Consider the following 16,662-nt stretch of genomic DNA (forward strand, 5'->3'; position numbering starts at 1 on the left):
ATTGATGCGTACTTACCTAGTGGTTATTGACGAAACGGAGGAAGCGAGCATCGCTCTGCGCTTTGCTTCTCGGCGCGCAATGAAGACAAATGGCGCGCTGCATATTCTGGCACTAGTGGCCAGTGAAGGCTTTGTTGCCTGGGGCGGGGTTCAGGCCACGCTTGAGGAAGAAGCCAAGAACCGCGCCGAAGCGCTGGTATCGAGCGCCGCTGGTACTTTATTTGAAGAAACCGGGATCCGCCCCTCAATCACCGTCAGAGAGGGCAAGGGCGCGAAAGATGTTCGGAAACTCATGGACGAGATTGACGGCTTGGCGGCCCTCGTTCTCGGTGCTGCCGGCAATGGCGTGCCCGGTCCTTTGGTAACGCATTTTGCCGCAACAGAGGTCGGTAGCCTTCCCTGCCCTGTGATGGTTGTACCCGGATCACTGAGCAAGGAAGAGATTGACCGGTTAAGCTAGCGCCCTAACCCAGTTCGCCGCGCGCCGGGTAATCATTGGCCAGGGCATAGTCGATACCTTGCAACAATTGATCCAGTGGCGGCCGCGTGAACGGCATGCTTTGGACGCTGGCAAAATAGAGCGTCTGATCAGGGCGAACCAGAAACAGCGCCGGTTCAGAAAACCGCGCCGGTTCCGGACTGTCGGGACGGCCAGCGGACATATAGAGACCCAGCTGCCGGGCTGTATCTTCGCCGAGGCCATAGCCGAGCATCAATTCATCAATACCCCAATCCTCGGCTGATTTTTGAGCGCGGCCTTGATCATCCATGCTGATCGCTACAGCCATCACGCCGCGTTCTGCAAAATCACCCAATTTACGCTGCAGGTCACGCAACTGCCCCTTGCAGATCGGGCAATGCAGTCCGCGATAGAAGAGGAGCAAAGTAAAATTATCGCCAGCGCGTTGGCTCAATTGAAACTTGCCGCCATCAGTCATAGCTACGGTAAAGTCAGGTACGGATTGGTTCGGAACGAGGGTTGGCATGGGGATATCCTTTATTTGAATGACCTGCACTATTGGCACCAAAAGCCATCCGGTTACACTACCGACCGCGATGTTTGATATTGGCAGGACGACCCCGCTTACCTTTGCGATGTGGCTTGGAGTTGCCGCCGGGACCTTTCCCGCCGCGCCTTGGTTCATGGCGGCCCGTCATATGGTTAGCGCCTTCGGCCAATTCAAAGAGCAGGCTACCGGTTGCCGCATTGGCCTCGACCAACCGCAAGTCCAGCTTTTGCCCGATATTATAGGTAATACCGGTATCCATGCCTTCAAGCTGTTGCTTTTGCTCGTCATAATCAAACCGTTCGACACCCAATGTCCGGACAGGAGCAAGCCCATCTCCGCCCAATTCTTCAACCGTTGCGAAAAACCCGAAATTCTGGACGCCGGTAATCCGGCATTTGAGCACTTGGCCAACATGATCTGACAAATGCGCCGAGATATAGCGATCGACCGTTTCCCGCTCGGCCTTCATGGCGCGGCGTTCGAGCTGGCTGATCTTCTCGGAAATCATATCGAGCTTGCCCGCCATATCTTTCGATAGTCCGCTTTGCGCCGGAATATTCTCATTGTCTGGCTCAGGTTGCTCCAATTTGCAGCCACTGACCAGAGCGCGATGGACTATCAGGTCTGCATAGCGGCGAATGGGGCTGGTAAAATGCGCATAGCTGCCAAGGGACAGGCCGAAATGGCCCATATTTGTGGCGCCGTAATAGGCCTGTGTCTGACTGCGTAATATCTGTTCCATAACCAGCGGCAAAATCTCCGCCTCGCCGACTTGTGAAATCAGACGGTTGAACACGGAGGGCTTGATCACCTGTCCCATGGCAAAGCTGACGTCGAAGCTCTTGAGATAGTCTTTGAGTGCGATCAGTTTTTCGCGAGACGGTGTTTCATGGACGCGGTAAATCAAAGCCGACTTCTTGGATTCAAGCATCTTCGCGGCAGCGACATTGGCCGCGATCATGTAATCCTCGACCAGACGATGCGCATCGAGACGCTCACGAACGGCAATTTCAGCAATCCGCCCCTGATCATCCAGAACAACGCGCTTTTCCGGCAAATCGAGGTTCAGCGGCTCACGGCCATCGCGGGCCTTTGCGAGCAGTTTCCAGCAGGCCCAAAGCGGTTCAAGAGCTGCCGCTTTCATTGGATGTTCTGATTTTCCGTCCATCGCAGCCTGTGCATCTTCATAAGCGATATTGCCGGTCAAACGAACGATTGCGCGCGTAAAGCGGGACGAGACAACTTTGCCCTTGGCGTCTATCTTGAGATGACAAACCAATGCGGCCCTATCGACATCCTGTTTGAGCGAACAAACATCGGTCGACAGCGCTTCGGGAAGCATGGGAACCACGCGATCCGGAAAATAAACACTATTGCCGCGCTTATAGGCTTCCCGGTCGAGTTTGCTGCCGCTGCGGACATAGAAGGACACGTCGGCAATCGCGACTATGGCTTTGAACCCGCCAGCGTTATTCTCGTCATCATCGGGCGCTGCCCAGATGGCATCATCATGATCCCGCGCATCAGCCGGGTCGATTGCCACGATGGGCAGATGAGTCAGGTCTTCGCGGTGTTGTTTGCTGAGCTCCAATTGGGTCGCTTGTTCCGCTTCGTCCAGAACATCAGAGGGGAAAACCTGCGGAATTTCATATTTGTGGATCGCAATCAGACTGAAAGATTTCGGTGCAAAGGGATCGCCCAGCACCTCTCTCACCTGCGCCTTGATTTGCGTTCCGCGACCGACTGGCTCTGCGAGAACCAGATTGCCGACTTCCGCTTCACCCAGATCAGAAATGGCTGTGCTGCGCCTGATTTTCCGATCGACAGGTTTCAACCAGAACCGATCGCGCTCATCCTTCTCGACGACACCCAACAGCATATCACTGCTTTGGGCGATTTTTTTCATCATGAAGGCGATATACCCCTGCCCGCGTTCTTCGGTCCGGGCCAATATGCGGTCACCGACAGCCAGTGCTGCGCGGCGGCCTCTTTCCTTGATCCGCAGACGCGGCGCCGGGGCTTCGGCTTCCCAGCGTTCCGGCATGCCAATGGCTTCATTACCATCAATTTCGACAATTTTGAGCACGGTAACCTTCGGAATACCGCCCATTTTGTGAAAGGCCCGCCCCGGTGTGCTGTCGATCAACCCCTCATCGGCCATATCTTTCAACAGGGCTTTGAGGGTGATTTTATCTGATCCACGCAAATGAAAGGCCTTGGCTATTTCCCGTTTGCCAGCGGGCTGATCAGAGTTTTCGATAAATTCCAATATCTGTTTGCGCGAAGGAACCTGTCTTGGCTTATGAGATTTGGACGGTTTGGCCATTAATAGGCTTTGCCGATGAGAATCCGCTCAACTGCTGGCTTTCCGGTGAATATACAATTGCCGTCAACGGCAGCCGCCTCTTGGGGAACATTGCGGAAGGTCAACTTCAACTTTTTCAATCGCTCCTCGATCTGGTCCAACTCTTCGCCCGTGGCTCTACACCACTGCACTTCGAGCCAACCGGGATATTTTTTATTCTCTTTGTAGAATTTCTGAACTTCAACAAAATCGGTCAAACCGCGCGTAATGTTGGAGTCCAGTCTCTGCTTGGCTTCACCATGCAATTTTGACTGGATTTCTTCCAGCAAGGCAGGAACCTGATCCGCAAAAGCATCTTTTGCAAGAATTTGGGAATCCAGTTTGCCATTATCTTTGTAAAGCGCATCGCGGCGAAGTGCCGAAACATTGCCTTCCGCGACATCACGCGGACCGATTTCCAGTATCAGCGGCGCACCCTTCTTGACCCACGCCCAACGTTTATTGGACGCCTTGGCTCCGCTCTTGTCCAGTTTCACCCGAACATTCTCGTCAAAGGCCCGTAATCCGGCAATTTGTTTCGTTAGCGCAGTGCAGAAGTTCAAGACCTCTTCATCTTCTGGTTTGTCGCGCAGCATGGGTATGATCACGACCTGATAAGGCGCAATCAGTGGCGGTACGCGCAGGCCGTCATCGTCGCCGTGGGTCATGATCACGCCGCCAATCAGCCGCGTGGATGTGCCCCAACTCGTCGTATAAGCGAACTGAAACTGCCCCTCTTTATCCTGAAATCGGATGTTCTGCGCCTTGGAGAATGTTTGGCCCAAGAAATGGGACGTACCGGCTTGCAAAGCCTTGCCATCCTGCATCATGGCTTCAATAGAATAGGTCGCATCAGCACCGGGAAACCGTTCATTTTCCGGTTTTTCACCAGCAACAACCGGCATGGCCAGAACTTCTTCCGAAAAGCTGCGGTACATTTCCAATATGTCGAGCGTTTCTTCCATGGCTTCGTCACGAGTTGCATGGGCGGTATGCCCTTCCTGCCAGAGAAACTCACTGGTGCGCAAGAACATCCGCGTGCGCATTTCCCAGCGCACGACATTGGCCCATTGGTTGATCATAACCGGAAGGTCACGCCAGCTTTGCACCCATTTGGAAAATGATGTACCGATCACCGTTTCCGATGTCGGCCGAACGACCAACGGTTCTTCCAGTTTCGCTTCAGGATCGACAACAAGGCCGTCCTTATCGTCTTTCATCAATCGGTGATGGGTAACGACTGCCATTTCCTTGGCAAAACCGTCCACATGTTCCGCTTCCTTGGCGAAGTAGCTGAGCGGAATGAAGAGTGGGAAATAGCAATTTTCATGGCCGGTCGCCTTGATCCGCTGATCCATCAGAAACTGTACCCGTTCCCAAATACCATAGCCCCAAGGTCGCATGACCATGCAGCCGCGAACACCGGATTCTTCGGCCAAGTCTGCTTCGGATATAAGTTGCTGGTACCAGGCTGAAAAGTCAGCCTCTCTGGTCATGGATAAAGCATTTTTCTTCACGTAATTGGGTTCCTGTCGGGAAATGTCCAGAAATTCAAAGCGGCGGAGGACAGTTTAATCGTCGAGACTATCGATCTTCGATTGGATGTCGGCAAGCTGCTGTTTGAGTTGCATGATCTCAAGATCTTTTGCAGACATTTCTTCCTCTTCCGGCTCCGGTTCTGCGTCGTTAGAGGCTGTCTTATCACCCAGGCCTAGGGGGTTTAATGCCTTTTCAACGACACCCGCCAATGGACTGGATTTCAAAGCATTTTCAATGGCTTCCTGAAACTGTTTCTGATTCTTTACGGCCATCTGTCCCAATGGATTCTTATTCAACGCACCCTCAACAGCTTCTTGAAACTGCTTCTGGTTTTTGCGGAAATTATCCATGGATGCTTCGAGATATGAGGGCATCAACGATTGCATGCTGTTGCCGTACATCGAGATAAGCTGGCGCAGAAAATTGACAGGGAGCATATTTTGCCCGCTGCTTTCCTCGTCCACGATGATCTGGGTGAGGACATTATGCGTAATATCATCGCCAGTTTTCGCATCGACCACGACAAAATCAATATCGTTCCGCGTCATCTCAGCGAGAAAATCCAGCGTGATATAATTGGACGTCTGCGTATTGTAGAGCCGCCGATTTGCGTATTTCTTGATCGTGATCGGGCCGTCCGGATCGCCCTTTTTCGTCTTCGCCATGTTATCTCCTGTGAACCATATCGCGTATTTTATGTTTTTGTACGTCAACATGCCTTCAAAATAATGAGGGATCCGAATGGCATTAGACAATATTGTGCATCGCCGCAACCAAAGCCGCTGCAGGAGTTGAATATAATGCAACTAGCGCGGAATTTCGCCGGTTAATTCATGTGCGTCTGCGATATGGCAGTTGCTCAGTTTAGACCCAATACCGATCGTAACGCTGGCCAAGACCGGTGATCAGCTCATATTGGGAAAGCCCGGACTGGTCCGACGCGATCGGCAAATCATATTCCGCCGTCACCCAGTCAGATTCCTCGAGGTGGGAAGCGTCAGAAATATCAATCGCGATCAAGTCCATCGACACACGACCAAGAACCGGGAGCTTGGTATTACCGCTTAAAAACACACCTTCATTAGAGAAGCCGCGCAGATATCCGTCCGCATAGCCCATTGCCAGAATCGCAATCGGATGCGCCCGTTTAGCTGTATATTTCGCGTTATACCCGAGCTTGTCGCCAATGCTCAAGTCCCGGACCTGCAATATCTGCGTTTCGGGAAAGACGACTTGCTGAATTATTTTTTCAAGCTCGGTGCGCTGTTTTCCGCCATAAAGGGATAGACCAGGCCGCGTGCAGTCGAAGTGATAGGAGCTGCCTAAAGCTATGCCGGCGCTGTTGCTGAGACTCCGGCGCTTGCCAGGGGTATATTCGAGCACATCGATAAATTCTTGCAATTGACTGGCATTTTGCGGGACGTCTTCGTCGGCTGATGCCAAGTGACTCATGGCGATGTCGATATCCAGACCGTTCCAGTCATATTGCTCGATATCCCCTCTATTGATCCCAAGCCGGTTCATGCCGCTATTGATCATGACATCGCATGGGAGGCTGGTGTTTTTCCAGCGATGCACTTGCTCCATGCTGTTCAGCACCGGCTTGGCCGCTGAGACGATGGCAAAGGGCATGTCGTCGGCACGGACACCGTTAAGGACGGAGATACAGCTATCCCCTTCCAGCTGGCCTTCTAGCTCTCTGGCCTCCTGCCAGTTTGCGACGTAAAAATCGCGGCAGCCTGCAGCCTGCAAGCGCTGCAGCACCTCTATCGATCCGAGGCCATAGGCATTGGCTTTGATGGCTGCACCCGCACTGGCCGAGCCGCTCATTCTATCCAGCGTTTGCCAGTTGGATACCAGCGCATCTCCATCAAGCCGCAGCTTGACCGTTGCAGGAATTTCGATCATCTCATCGCTCATCATGCGGAGATAGTCAGTTTAATCCGCTTCGTCGAGTGCGGCTTCCGGATCTCTGGGGATGCCCCACCATGCTACAATGACGCCGAAAGCAACAACGACCCACGTGTACCAGAGGCCCGAATAGACATCACCCGAACGCGCCACAATATAGCCCGCAATTAAAGGCAGGAAGCCACCAAGATATCCCGCGCCAATATGATAGGGTATCGACATGGAGCTATAGCGAATTTTTGGCGGGAACATCTCCGCCAGCAGCGCCGCAACCGAGCCGTAGGTCAGTGCGCTGAGTGCGCCCAGAACAAGCAATATGGCGACAATGCCTAATATGCGCATCGCTCCAAGCTGTTGTTCCTCAAAGTCAAAGCCAGACTCACTCAGTGCGCTGTGAATGCCATCCCGGCGCGCCGCCCCGTCACTGAACCAGGTGGCGTCGACCGCTATTTCCTCGCTACCGGCGAAGAGCTTTAACTCAGGGCCATCGGTCAATGAATAGGCCACGCCAGAGGCGGTAAGGGTCTCCAAGATCTTACCACAGTCGCTTTGCTCGCGATTAAACAGTTCCGCAAAGGGGTCTGTGCTGCAAGCCGTGCCTTCTACACGAACCGGATTGGCCTCCGATGCCGCCGTCAGTCCGGGATTGGCGAGTTGCCCCAAGCCCCAGAAAGTAGGGAAAAGCAATAGCAGCGACAGGATTGCACCGACAATTATCGGCTTTTTCCGCCCCACCCTATCCGACCATTTACCAACCATCAGATAGAAAGACATGGAGATCAGACCGGCAAAGAACAGGATCAGATCCACCGTCAGGTCGTTAACGTTCATAGGTCCGCGCAAAAAGGACATGCCGGAGAAAAAAGCAGTATACCAGATCGTGGTCAATATGCCGGTGATCCCGAACAGCGCGACGAAAATCCGCTTCTTGTTGCCGGGATAGGAAAAGCTTTCGGTAAAGGGGTTTTTGGATGTTTTTCCTTCCGCTTTCATCGCCTGGAACACGGGGCTTTCGTTCAGCTTCAGCCGCATCCATAGCGAAATGCCGAGCAATATGATCGAGAGCAGGAACGGTATTCGCCAGCCCCAATCATTAAATTCTTCTGTCGGAATCAGGAAGCGGCAAGCCAGTACCACGCCGATAGATAGCACAAAGCCGCCCGCAACGCTGGCCTGGATGTAGCTGGTATAATAGCCGCGTTTCTCTGTTGGTGCATGTTCGGCGACATAGATGGCAGCGCCACCATATTCTCCGCCCAACGCCAGGCCTTGCAGAACACGCAGGAAAATAACGATAGCCGGGGCAGCCAGTCCTATGGTTTCGGCGCTAGGGATCAAGCCGACACCAGCGGTCGCTATGCCCATCAAGGTAACAGTGACCAGAAACGTGTATTTGCGCCCTAGTCGATCGCCCAGAAAGCCGAATAAGACAGCGCCCACTGGCCGGAAACCAAAGCCAATTGCAAAGGTCGCCCAAACCAACAAGATTTCGAGTGTTTCATTGCCGCTCGGGAAAAAGGTCGGGCCGATAATGTAAAACAGGGTTCCGTAGATAAAGAAATCATACCATTCGAAAACCGTCCCAGCGGACGATGCGCCGATAACGAGCTTGATTTCCTTGTCGGTTGGTTCACGCTGCATTGCAACGCCTGCCTCACTGGCCATATCTGCCCTCCCCAAGGCTTTTTGATTATTCGAGTTCGAGTATCACTGCATCGACCGCAAGGCTATCCCCTTGTGCCGCCTCAACAGATTTAACGACGGCATTTTTTTCTGCACGCAGAATATTTTCCATCTTCATCGCCTCGACAACCGCAAGAGGCTGGCCTTCCTCGACCTTGTCGCCTTCTTTCACATGCAGCGCCACCAATAGTCCCGGCATTGGGCAGAGCAGATATTTGGATAGATCCGGCGGTATTTTTTCGATCATATGCACGGCATGTTGCGCGATATGAGCCGGCAGGACCTGGGCCTTATGCGTCGCACCATGCGTATTCAGCGCAAAACCATTAGCGGTTTTGGATATTTTCACAGATAGCGGCTCTTCGCCAATGCTCGCCAATATCAGGCTGTCGCCTGGCGTGTAGGCAACCGACAGATCCACGTCTTGATCATCGACCAAGATGCCGTCTTCGGAGACAGACACCTGCTGAACGCTGTCGCCGATCTTGACTTCCCATTCCGATGGTGGCTGCAAACGCTGTCCCAATTGATTGTCAATCCGGCGCGCACGATCAGCATGGGCTGTCGCCGCAAAGGCCGCGATGGCAGCAAGATTGCGGAGCAGGTCATCCGAGGCCGGTGCGCCCTGAAAGCCGTCGGGATATTCCTCGGCAATGAAATTGGTGGTGATATTGCCTTCGCGGAACCGTTCGTGCTGCATTAGCGCCGACAGAAAATCGATATTGTGACCCGGGCCAATAATCTCGAACCGGTTCAGCGCATCAATCTGGCGATCAATCGCTTCGATGCGGGTTTCGCCATAGGTGATGAGCTTGGCAATCATCGGGTCATAGAAGATGGACACTTCTCCGCCTTCGGCAACGCCATCGTCCACGCGTATGCCTTCCTCGGCTTCTGGCGGATTATATCGCACCAGACGGCCCGTGGATGGCAGGAAATTGCGATAAGGATCTTCGGCATAGACGCGGTTTTCAACCGCCCAACCTGTCAGGGTGACCTCATCCTGCGTCAGCGGTAGCTTCTCTCCATAAGCAACGCGGATCATCTGTTCGACCAGATCAAGGCCGGTAATATATTCGGTTACCGGATGCTCCACCTGAAGCCGGGTGTTCATTTCAAGAAAATAGAAACTCTTGTCCGCACCGACGATGAGTTCGACCGTACCGGCGCTGTGATAATCCACCGCTTTGGAAAGAGCGACCGCCTGTTCGCCCATTTTCTTGCGCATCTCGGGATCAACAAAGGGCGATGGCGCTTCTTCGACAACTTTCTGATGGCGCCGCTGGATCGAACATTCGCGTTCGCCGAGATAGATGACATTGCCATGCTTGTCACCCAGCACCTGGATTTCGATATGCCGCGGTTGCTCGATAAATTTCTCGATAAACACACGGTCGTCACCAAAGCTCGCAAGACCTTCGCGCTTGGTCGCTTCAAAGCCTTCGCGGACATCTTTTTCATTCCAGGCGAGGCGCATGCCCTTGCCGCCGCCACCCGCACTGGCTTTCATCATCACCGGATAGCCAATACTGCCCGCAATCTCGACCGCATGTTCCGTATCGTCAATTTCACCGATATGCCCCGGAACAACGCTGACTCCAGCCTTTTCGGCCAGTTTTTTGGACTCAATCTTGTCCCCCATGGCCGCGATGGCATTGGGCGGCGGGCCGATAAAGGCGATATCATTTTCGGCTAATTGCTCGGGAAAACTGGTCCGTTCGGAGAGAAAACCGTAGCCAGGATGTACGGCTTCTGCGCCCGTTTCTTTACAGGCCGCGATAATTTTGTCAGCGATCAGATAGGATTCAGCAGCGGGAGAAGGGCCGATATGGACAGTTTCATCGGCCATTTTTACATGCGGTGCGCGCGCATCGGCATCGGAATAAACCGCCACCGTCTTGATGCCCATTTTCTGCGCGGTACGAATGACCCGGCAAGCAATTTCACCGCGGTTTGCGATCAGGATTTTGTTGAACATAGCGATCCCCTCAGATCGTCACCCCGGACCTGATCCGGGGTCCAGGGTGATTTAGCGCAGCGTTTGCCGCTCTGGATGCTGAATCAAGTTCAGCATGACGAGTAAATTTCTTCATTTTGTTATTCAGCTGCCTCCAGCGCATTATCCCGCTGTTCCGCTTCCATCGGGACCAATCCCAATTTCTCAAACATCGCCTCATCCGCATCATCACCCGCATTGCCGGTCGTCAGCAATTTGTCCCCGGTAAAGATGCTGTTCGCCCCTGCCATAAAGCAAAGCGCCTGTGTGCTTTCCGACATCGATTCTCGGCCAGCGGACAAGCGTACCATCGAGGCAGGCATTGTAATCCGTGCCACCGCAATCGTGCGCACAAACTCGATATCGTCGATTTTCGCTAGCGGCGTATCGGCAAGCATATCGCCAAGCACAGTACCCTTTACAGGAACCAGCGCATTCACAGGAACGCTCTCAGGATGCTTGGGAAGCGTCGCGAGCGCATGGACAAAGCCAACCCGGTCTTCGCGGGCCTCACCCATGCCGACAATGCCGCCAGAGCAAACATTGATCCCGCTCGTCCTTACATTTTCAAGCGTTTCGAGACGATCGCCAAAGGTCCGCGTTGTGATGACCTTTTCGTAATGCTCGGGCGATGTGTCGATATTATGATTATAATAATCAAGCCCTGCATCGGCGAGCATATCCGATTGTTTCTTGGTCAACATGCCCAGCGTCATGCAGGTTTCCATGCCCATTTGCCGGACACCTTTGACCATTTCGATAATCGCAGGCATGTCGCGGTCTTTGGGATTGCGCCACGCGGCACCCATGCAAAAACGGGATGAACCGCGATCTTTCGCTTGCGCTGCTGTTTGTAACACCGAACGTACATCGAGCAATTTTTCTGCTTTCAGACCGCTTTCGGCATGGGCAGATTGATTACAATAGCCGCAGTCTTCCGGGCATCCGCCGGTTTTGATCGACAGCAATGTGGACAGTTGAACCTGGCCGGGGGTGTGATGCTGCCGGTGAACTGTGGCGGCCTGGAACAGCAGTTCGTCAAAGGGAAGGTTGAACAGGTCGGCAATTTCTTCACGCGACCAGTCTTGACGGACTTCGTATCCCTGCGCGGGTGCACTAGCTTTTTCGTCTAAATTCATTCAGCGGCTTCCTCGGTCTCGGGTGGCATATTATGGCCCAACAGGCGCAATATATCCGCGGCACATTCCACAATATTGCTCCCCGGTCCATAGATTCCGACAACACCCGATTTACGGAGGAATTCATAGTCTTGAGGCGGGATAACACCGCCTGCAAAAACCTTGATATCGCTGCGCCCGGAATCCCGCAGCATCTGCACCAATTCGGGAATTAGCGTCTTGTGACCAGCGGCCAAACTGGATGCGCCTACGGCATCCACATTTTCTGACAGAGCCAGATCGCGGGTCTCTCCCGGTGTCTGGAACAAAGGTCCGGAAATCACGTCAAAGCCCATATCGGTAAACGCACTCGAAACGACATTTGCGCCACGGTCATGGCCATCCTGCCCCATTTTGGCGACAAGGATTTTTGGTTTGCGACCGAGCCGTTGTGAAACAGCATCCACACCGTCGACAACCAGCGCATATTGCGGATCGCCTTCATAGGCCGCCCCGTAAATGCCCTTCACTGGCGTTGGTTTGGTCGCATAACGTCCGAATGCCGCTTCCATTGCATCCGAAATTTCCCCGAGAGAGGCGCGCTTGCGAGCAGCATCAACCGCAAGTGCCAGCATATTGCCATCGGCCTTGGCGCCTTCGGTAATGGCTTTTAGCGCTGCCTGACAGGCATCTTCGTCCCGTTCTTTGCGCATCTTGTCGAGCCGCGTGATCTGCCCCTGACGTACTTTTGCGTTGTCGATATCCAGCGTTTCCAGCTGATCCTCGTCTTCCAGAACATATTTGTTCACGCCGACAATAACATCATCGCCTTTGTCGACCCGCGCCTGACGACCAGCAGCAGCTTCCTCGATCATGCCTTTGGGCCAACCATCAGCGACCGCTTTGGCCATGCCGCCTTCGGCGTCGACCCGTTCAATAATCTCCCACGCCTTTTCAACCAGTTCGTCGGTCAGCGCTTCTACATAATAGCTGCCACCCAGCGGATCGACGACCTTGGTGATGCCGGCCTCTTCCTGCAAAACAATCTGCGTGTTGCGGGCAATGCGAGCGGAAAAGTCCGTCGGCAGCGCAATCGCCTCATCCAGCGCGTTGGTGTGAAGTGACTGGGTGCCACCCAATGTTGCGGCCATGGCCTCTATGGTTGTGCGGATGACGTTATTGTAAGGATCCTGCTCGGTCAGCGAAACGCCCGATGTCTGGCAATGGGTGCGCAGCATCTTGGACCGTTCCGATTGCGCGCCCAGATTGGTCATGACGCGGTGCCACAAGGTCCGGGCCGCCCGCAACTTGGCCACTTCCATGAAGAAGTTCATCCCGATGCCGAAGAAGAAGCTCAGCCGGCCTGCAAATGCGTCAATGTCGAGGCCTGTCGCCATGGCTTGCTTGGCATATTCCCGGCCATCGGCAATGGTAAAGGCCAGTTCCTGCACCGCTGTCGCACCGGCTTCATGCATATGATAGCCGCTGATCGAGATGCTGTTGAATTTCGGCATATGCTCGGACGTATAGGCAATAATATCCGAGATGATCCGCATGGAAGGTGCTGGCGGATAGATATAAGTGTTGCGAACCATAAACTCTTTGAGAATATCGTTCTGAATCGTGCCGGCGAGTTGATCCTGCGAGACCCCCTGCTCTTCTGCTGCAACAATGTAGAAAGCCAGACACGGAATAACCGCGCCGTTCATCGTCATCGAAACCGACATGGTGTCGAGCGGAATGCCGTCGAACAGGATTTTCATATCCTCGATGCTGTCAATCGCCACACCAGCCTTGCCGACATCGCCGACTACGCGGGGATGGTCACTGTCATAACCCCGATGGGTCGCGAGGTCGAAAGCAACCGACAGGCCTTTCTGTCCCGCCGCCAGATTGCGACGATAGAAGGCGTTGGATTCTTCGGCCGTTGAGAAGCCTGCATATTGACGGATGGTCCAGGGACGCCCCGCATACATGCTGGCCTTCACACCACGCGTGAACGGCCCAAAGCCGGGAAGTCCCGGGTCACCGGCATCGTCCGCTGTATAGAGCGGTTTGACAGCAATGCCTTCAGGCGTTTCCCAAGTCAGATCACGCCCTTTGACCTCTTTATCAGCAAGCGCTTTCCAGTCTTCTATCGTCGGTTTATCGGTCATTATTCGCCCTTAAATTCGGCTTTCCGTTTTTGCAGGAAGGATATCGCACCCTCGCGTGCATCTTTGCTATCACCGGCCAGTCGCTGGCCTTCGGCTTCCTTGAGCAGAGCCGAACTATAGTCGCTTTCGAGCGCCGCGGCCAGATTTTGACGCATGACGCCCAAGGCGACTGTTGGTCCATTGGCCAGACGCTTGGCCAAGGCGTTGGCTTCATCCATCAAAGCGGCATCGTCCACGCATTTGTAGATTAATCCCCAATCTGCGGCTTTTTCGCAGGGAATTTTTTCGCCAAGCATCATCATTTCAGTGGCCCGCGCCTTGCCGACCAGACGGGTCAGCATCCAGCTGGCTCCGCCGTCCGGCACCAGACCAATATTGACGAAGGCCTGCAAGAAATAGGCGGATTTTCCGGCAATGGCAAAATCACTTGCCAGCGCGATGGAACAACCCACGCCTGCCGCTGGACCGTTGACCGCGGTAATCGTCGGAATATTCAGCTTGGCGAGTTTCAGCATCAACGGGTTATAATGCTTGTTCAGCGCCGCATATGAGCCCTGCCCACCTGACAAGGCGCTATCACCGCCTTTGGCTTGAAGATCGGCACCTGCACAAAAGGCACGGCCTTCACCGGTGATGATGACCGCGCGTGCATCTTCCAGCTTGTCGAGCGCCAGATAAATGTCATCCGCCATGTCCAGGGAACAAGCGTTGAGACGGCTAGGCTGGTTCAGCGTGATCGTTGCCACCTGATCGGCAATGGCCAGTTTGATATTCTCGAATTCCATATGTTGTCCCTTTGAGTGGCGTCAAACCGGTTGGTTCCGGATCGACTTTTCTATTTTTGGCTGAGCGGATCAGTGATCCTTTGGTGTTTCCATAATCTCGGTTAGCATCCCGCCCATATCCTTGGGATGCACAAAAAAGATAAGAGTGCCGTGCGCGCCAATGCGTGGTTCGCCCAGGACGCGCTTGCCCATGGCTTCGAATTCGGACTTGGCGGAATGAATATCGGGCACTTCAAAACAAATATGATGCTGTCCGCCAAGCGGGTTTTTGGCAAGGAACCCATGGATCGGACTATCCTCACCGAGCGGTTCGATCAATTCAATCTGCGTGCCATTCGTGGGCCCATCTGCTGGTGTATCGACAAAACAGACCTTCACGCCTTGCGCGGGAAGGTCGAAAGGTTCGCAAATGGATGTCGCTCCCATAACATCGCGCCAATGGTCGATGCTGTCGGGGATAGAGGGAGTAACTACGCCGATGTGATTGAGGCGGCCTAATTTCAATGTGCTTCTCCGTGCGGAATGATTTTATGAACCAGTGGCGCGATCACCGCGCCGACGGCTACGCCGAGCAGGCCGGATAATATCGCAAAACTGATCCCGCTGGCAAATAGCTGGGCCGTTTCAGGGAACAGGCCGACGAGCGGATGCGAAATGACTTCAATAAGATGCTCCGGACCGTGCCAGCCAACCGCTGCGATATTATGCACCAGCAGGCCGCCACCGACCCATGCCATGGCCAGTGTCCCGATGATCGAAATGGTGGTCAGCAATTTGGGCATAAAGGCCACCAAGCCGCGCCCAAAGGATGCGACAAATCCTTCATTTTCGGTCGCGAGATGCAGCCCGACATCATCCATTTTCACGATCAAAGCAACGACGCCGTAGACACCCACCGTTATCACGATGCCGATCAGCGCGAGAATGATGCCCTGTTGCCACCAGACTTCATCAGTAACCTCGGACAGAGCGATCGCCATTATCTCAGCAGACAGAATGAAATCGGTGCGGATTGCGCCCGAAACCATTTCATCTTCGCGGCCAGGGCCTTCGACAATGGCGGGTTTTTCGTGCTTGGTGGTTTCATCGACATGAAGCCATTCCAGCACTTTTTCAGCCGCTTCATAACATAGGAACAGGCCGCCAAGGATAAGGATGATCGGGATCAGAAACGGTGCAAACTGACCCAGCAGAACGGCTGCGGGCAGCAGGAACAGAAGCTTGTTCTTGATCGATCCCTTGGCGATCTTCCAGATCATCGGCAATTCACGCGCCGGGCTAAAGCCGGTCACATATTGCGGTGTGACGGCGGCATCATCGATAACGACACCAGCAGATTTGGTTCCAGCGCGCGCGGCGGCGACACTAATATCATCAATCGATGCGGCAGCGACCTTTGCAATGGCTGCGACATCGTCGAGAAGGGCTACTAATCCTGTTGGCACTACGCGCTTAGGTTCCAGCACGTGGCGGTGGCCGCACCATTATTTGCTCTGATTATTTTCATTTCTCAATCCTCGGTTGATTTTCCGAGGTACGGCCGGACATTTCTATCATTGTTTCGATCCGAATTACGCGCTTGTCTATCTCAGCGGCATAATCTCTCGTTCTGCGCACATCTTTCGCCACGCCAGCCACTTCCTCTTGTAGGCGGGATACATTCTCTTCAAGCAATATGACCTTTTTCAATCCAGCCAGGACATCGCTGACGGCGCTCATCAGGCAATGCCTCTAGAGCTAAAAAACTCGTTATTTTCCTTGCGTAAATCACGCAAAATGCTGGTCGCGCTTTCCAGCGACTTCCGTATTCTGGGCACAGCCAAATTTATTTGGTCAATCAATATCTGCAATTCTTCTTCTTGGGCGGAAGTCAGATCGTCATTATCTTCCACTTTGCGACGAATATACTCGCCAATAGATACGCCATTAGCTGCCGCTCGAGCAGCGATAGAGGCTTTGCCTTCCGGTGATGTCAGAAAAGTCACGCGTTCGCTTTGCATCTCAAATACTCCTTATCATGTCCTTATAATGTTAAAGAGCGGAAATTGCAAGAATGCCAGTCGGGAAAAGCGACCGTTTTAATCTATAGATACGGGTGTCAAATACCACTAAAATTACCC

15 protein-coding genes are annotated in these 16,662 nt (G+C 53.6%); 1 reads left to right on the forward strand and 14 read right to left on the reverse strand.

The window, feature by feature from the left end:
• Positions 1–4 precede the first annotated feature (4 nt).
• Positions 5–460 carry a universal stress protein gene (locus J4G78_RS01280; protein WP_207988089.1) on the forward strand — a complete coding sequence of 152 codons (456 nt, stop codon included), beginning with the start codon at positions 5–7 and terminating at the stop codon, positions 458–460.
• A 4-nt stretch (positions 461–464) separates the two neighbouring features.
• Here the strand turns inward: J4G78_RS01280 and J4G78_RS01285 are convergent, their stop codons facing one another.
• The 14 genes from J4G78_RS01285 to J4G78_RS01350 all read right to left on the reverse strand — a co-directional run bounded on the left by J4G78_RS01285 (position 465) and on the right by J4G78_RS01350 (position 16,542).
• Positions 465–986 (reverse strand): peroxiredoxin-like family protein, encoded by a 522-nt coding sequence (locus tag J4G78_RS01285; protein ID WP_207988090.1) that lies wholly within the window; start codon positions 984–986, stop codon positions 465–467.
• A gap of 58 nt (positions 987–1,044) precedes the next feature.
• On the reverse strand, positions 1,045–3,336 hold the full coding sequence (gene rnr, locus J4G78_RS01290) for a ribonuclease R (protein WP_207988091.1): 2,292 nt from the start codon (positions 3,334–3,336) through the stop codon (positions 1,045–1,047).
• Positions 3,336–4,850: a proline--tRNA ligase gene (gene proS, locus J4G78_RS01295; RefSeq protein ID WP_207990315.1), complete on the reverse strand. Its 1,515-nt coding sequence runs from the start codon at positions 4,848–4,850 to the stop codon at positions 3,336–3,338. Before proS ends, rnr begins: the two co-directional genes overlap by 1 nt.
• Before the next feature lie 75 nt (positions 4,851–4,925).
• Positions 4,926–5,558 carry a polyhydroxyalkanoate synthesis repressor PhaR gene (gene phaR / locus J4G78_RS01300; protein ID WP_207988092.1) on the reverse strand — a complete coding sequence of 211 codons (633 nt, stop codon included), beginning with the start codon at positions 5,556–5,558 and terminating at the stop codon, positions 4,926–4,928.
• A 199-nt stretch (positions 5,559–5,757) separates the two neighbouring features.
• Positions 5,758–6,801, reverse strand: a complete 1,044-nt coding sequence (alr, locus tag J4G78_RS01305; protein WP_207988093.1) for an alanine racemase — start codon at positions 6,799–6,801, stop codon at positions 5,758–5,760.
• 30 nt (positions 6,802–6,831) lie between these two features.
• Entirely contained in the window at positions 6,832–8,469 is a 1,638-nt protein-coding gene (locus J4G78_RS01310; protein ID WP_207988094.1) for an MFS transporter, read from the reverse strand.
• A 25-nt stretch (positions 8,470–8,494) separates the two neighbouring features.
• Complete coding sequence (locus J4G78_RS01315; protein ID WP_207988095.1) at positions 8,495–10,465, reverse strand: acetyl-CoA carboxylase biotin carboxylase subunit; 1,971 nt, start codon at positions 10,463–10,465, stop codon at positions 8,495–8,497.
• Between the two features lie 119 nt (positions 10,466–10,584).
• Positions 10,585–11,622 carry a biotin synthase BioB gene (bioB, locus tag J4G78_RS01320; RefSeq protein ID WP_207988096.1) on the reverse strand — a complete coding sequence of 346 codons (1,038 nt, stop codon included), beginning with the start codon at positions 11,620–11,622 and terminating at the stop codon, positions 10,585–10,587.
• Positions 11,619–13,757, reverse strand: a complete 2,139-nt coding sequence (gene scpA / locus J4G78_RS01325) for a methylmalonyl-CoA mutase (RefSeq protein WP_207988097.1) — start codon at positions 13,755–13,757, stop codon at positions 11,619–11,621. Before scpA ends, bioB begins: the two co-directional genes overlap by 4 nt.
• On the reverse strand, positions 13,757–14,542 hold the full coding sequence (locus tag J4G78_RS01330) for an enoyl-CoA hydratase-related protein (RefSeq protein WP_207988098.1): 786 nt from the start codon (positions 14,540–14,542) through the stop codon (positions 13,757–13,759). Before J4G78_RS01330 ends, scpA begins: the two co-directional genes overlap by 1 nt.
• A 69-nt stretch (positions 14,543–14,611) precedes the next feature.
• On the reverse strand, positions 14,612–15,046 hold the full coding sequence (mce, locus tag J4G78_RS01335) for a methylmalonyl-CoA epimerase (RefSeq protein ID WP_207988099.1): 435 nt from the start codon (positions 15,044–15,046) through the stop codon (positions 14,612–14,614).
• Positions 15,043–15,987, reverse strand: a complete 945-nt coding sequence (locus J4G78_RS01340) for a DUF808 domain-containing protein (protein ID WP_207988100.1) — start codon at positions 15,985–15,987, stop codon at positions 15,043–15,045. The genes mce and J4G78_RS01340 overlap by 4 nt, the downstream gene beginning before the upstream one ends.
• A 58-nt stretch (positions 15,988–16,045) precedes the next feature.
• A complete protein-coding gene (locus tag J4G78_RS01345; RefSeq protein ID WP_207988101.1) occupies positions 16,046–16,261 on the reverse strand; it encodes a hypothetical protein in 216 nt (71 codons plus the stop codon).
• Complete coding sequence (locus J4G78_RS01350) at positions 16,261–16,542, reverse strand: hypothetical protein (RefSeq protein WP_207988102.1); 282 nt, start codon at positions 16,540–16,542, stop codon at positions 16,261–16,263. Before J4G78_RS01350 ends, J4G78_RS01345 begins: the two co-directional genes overlap by 1 nt.
• Between the last annotated feature and the right edge of the window lie 120 nt (positions 16,543–16,662).

It is taken from the genome of Parasphingorhabdus cellanae, assembly GCF_017498565.1.
In the GTDB taxonomy this organism is placed as follows: domain Bacteria; phylum Pseudomonadota; class Alphaproteobacteria; order Sphingomonadales; family Sphingomonadaceae; genus Parasphingorhabdus; species Parasphingorhabdus cellanae.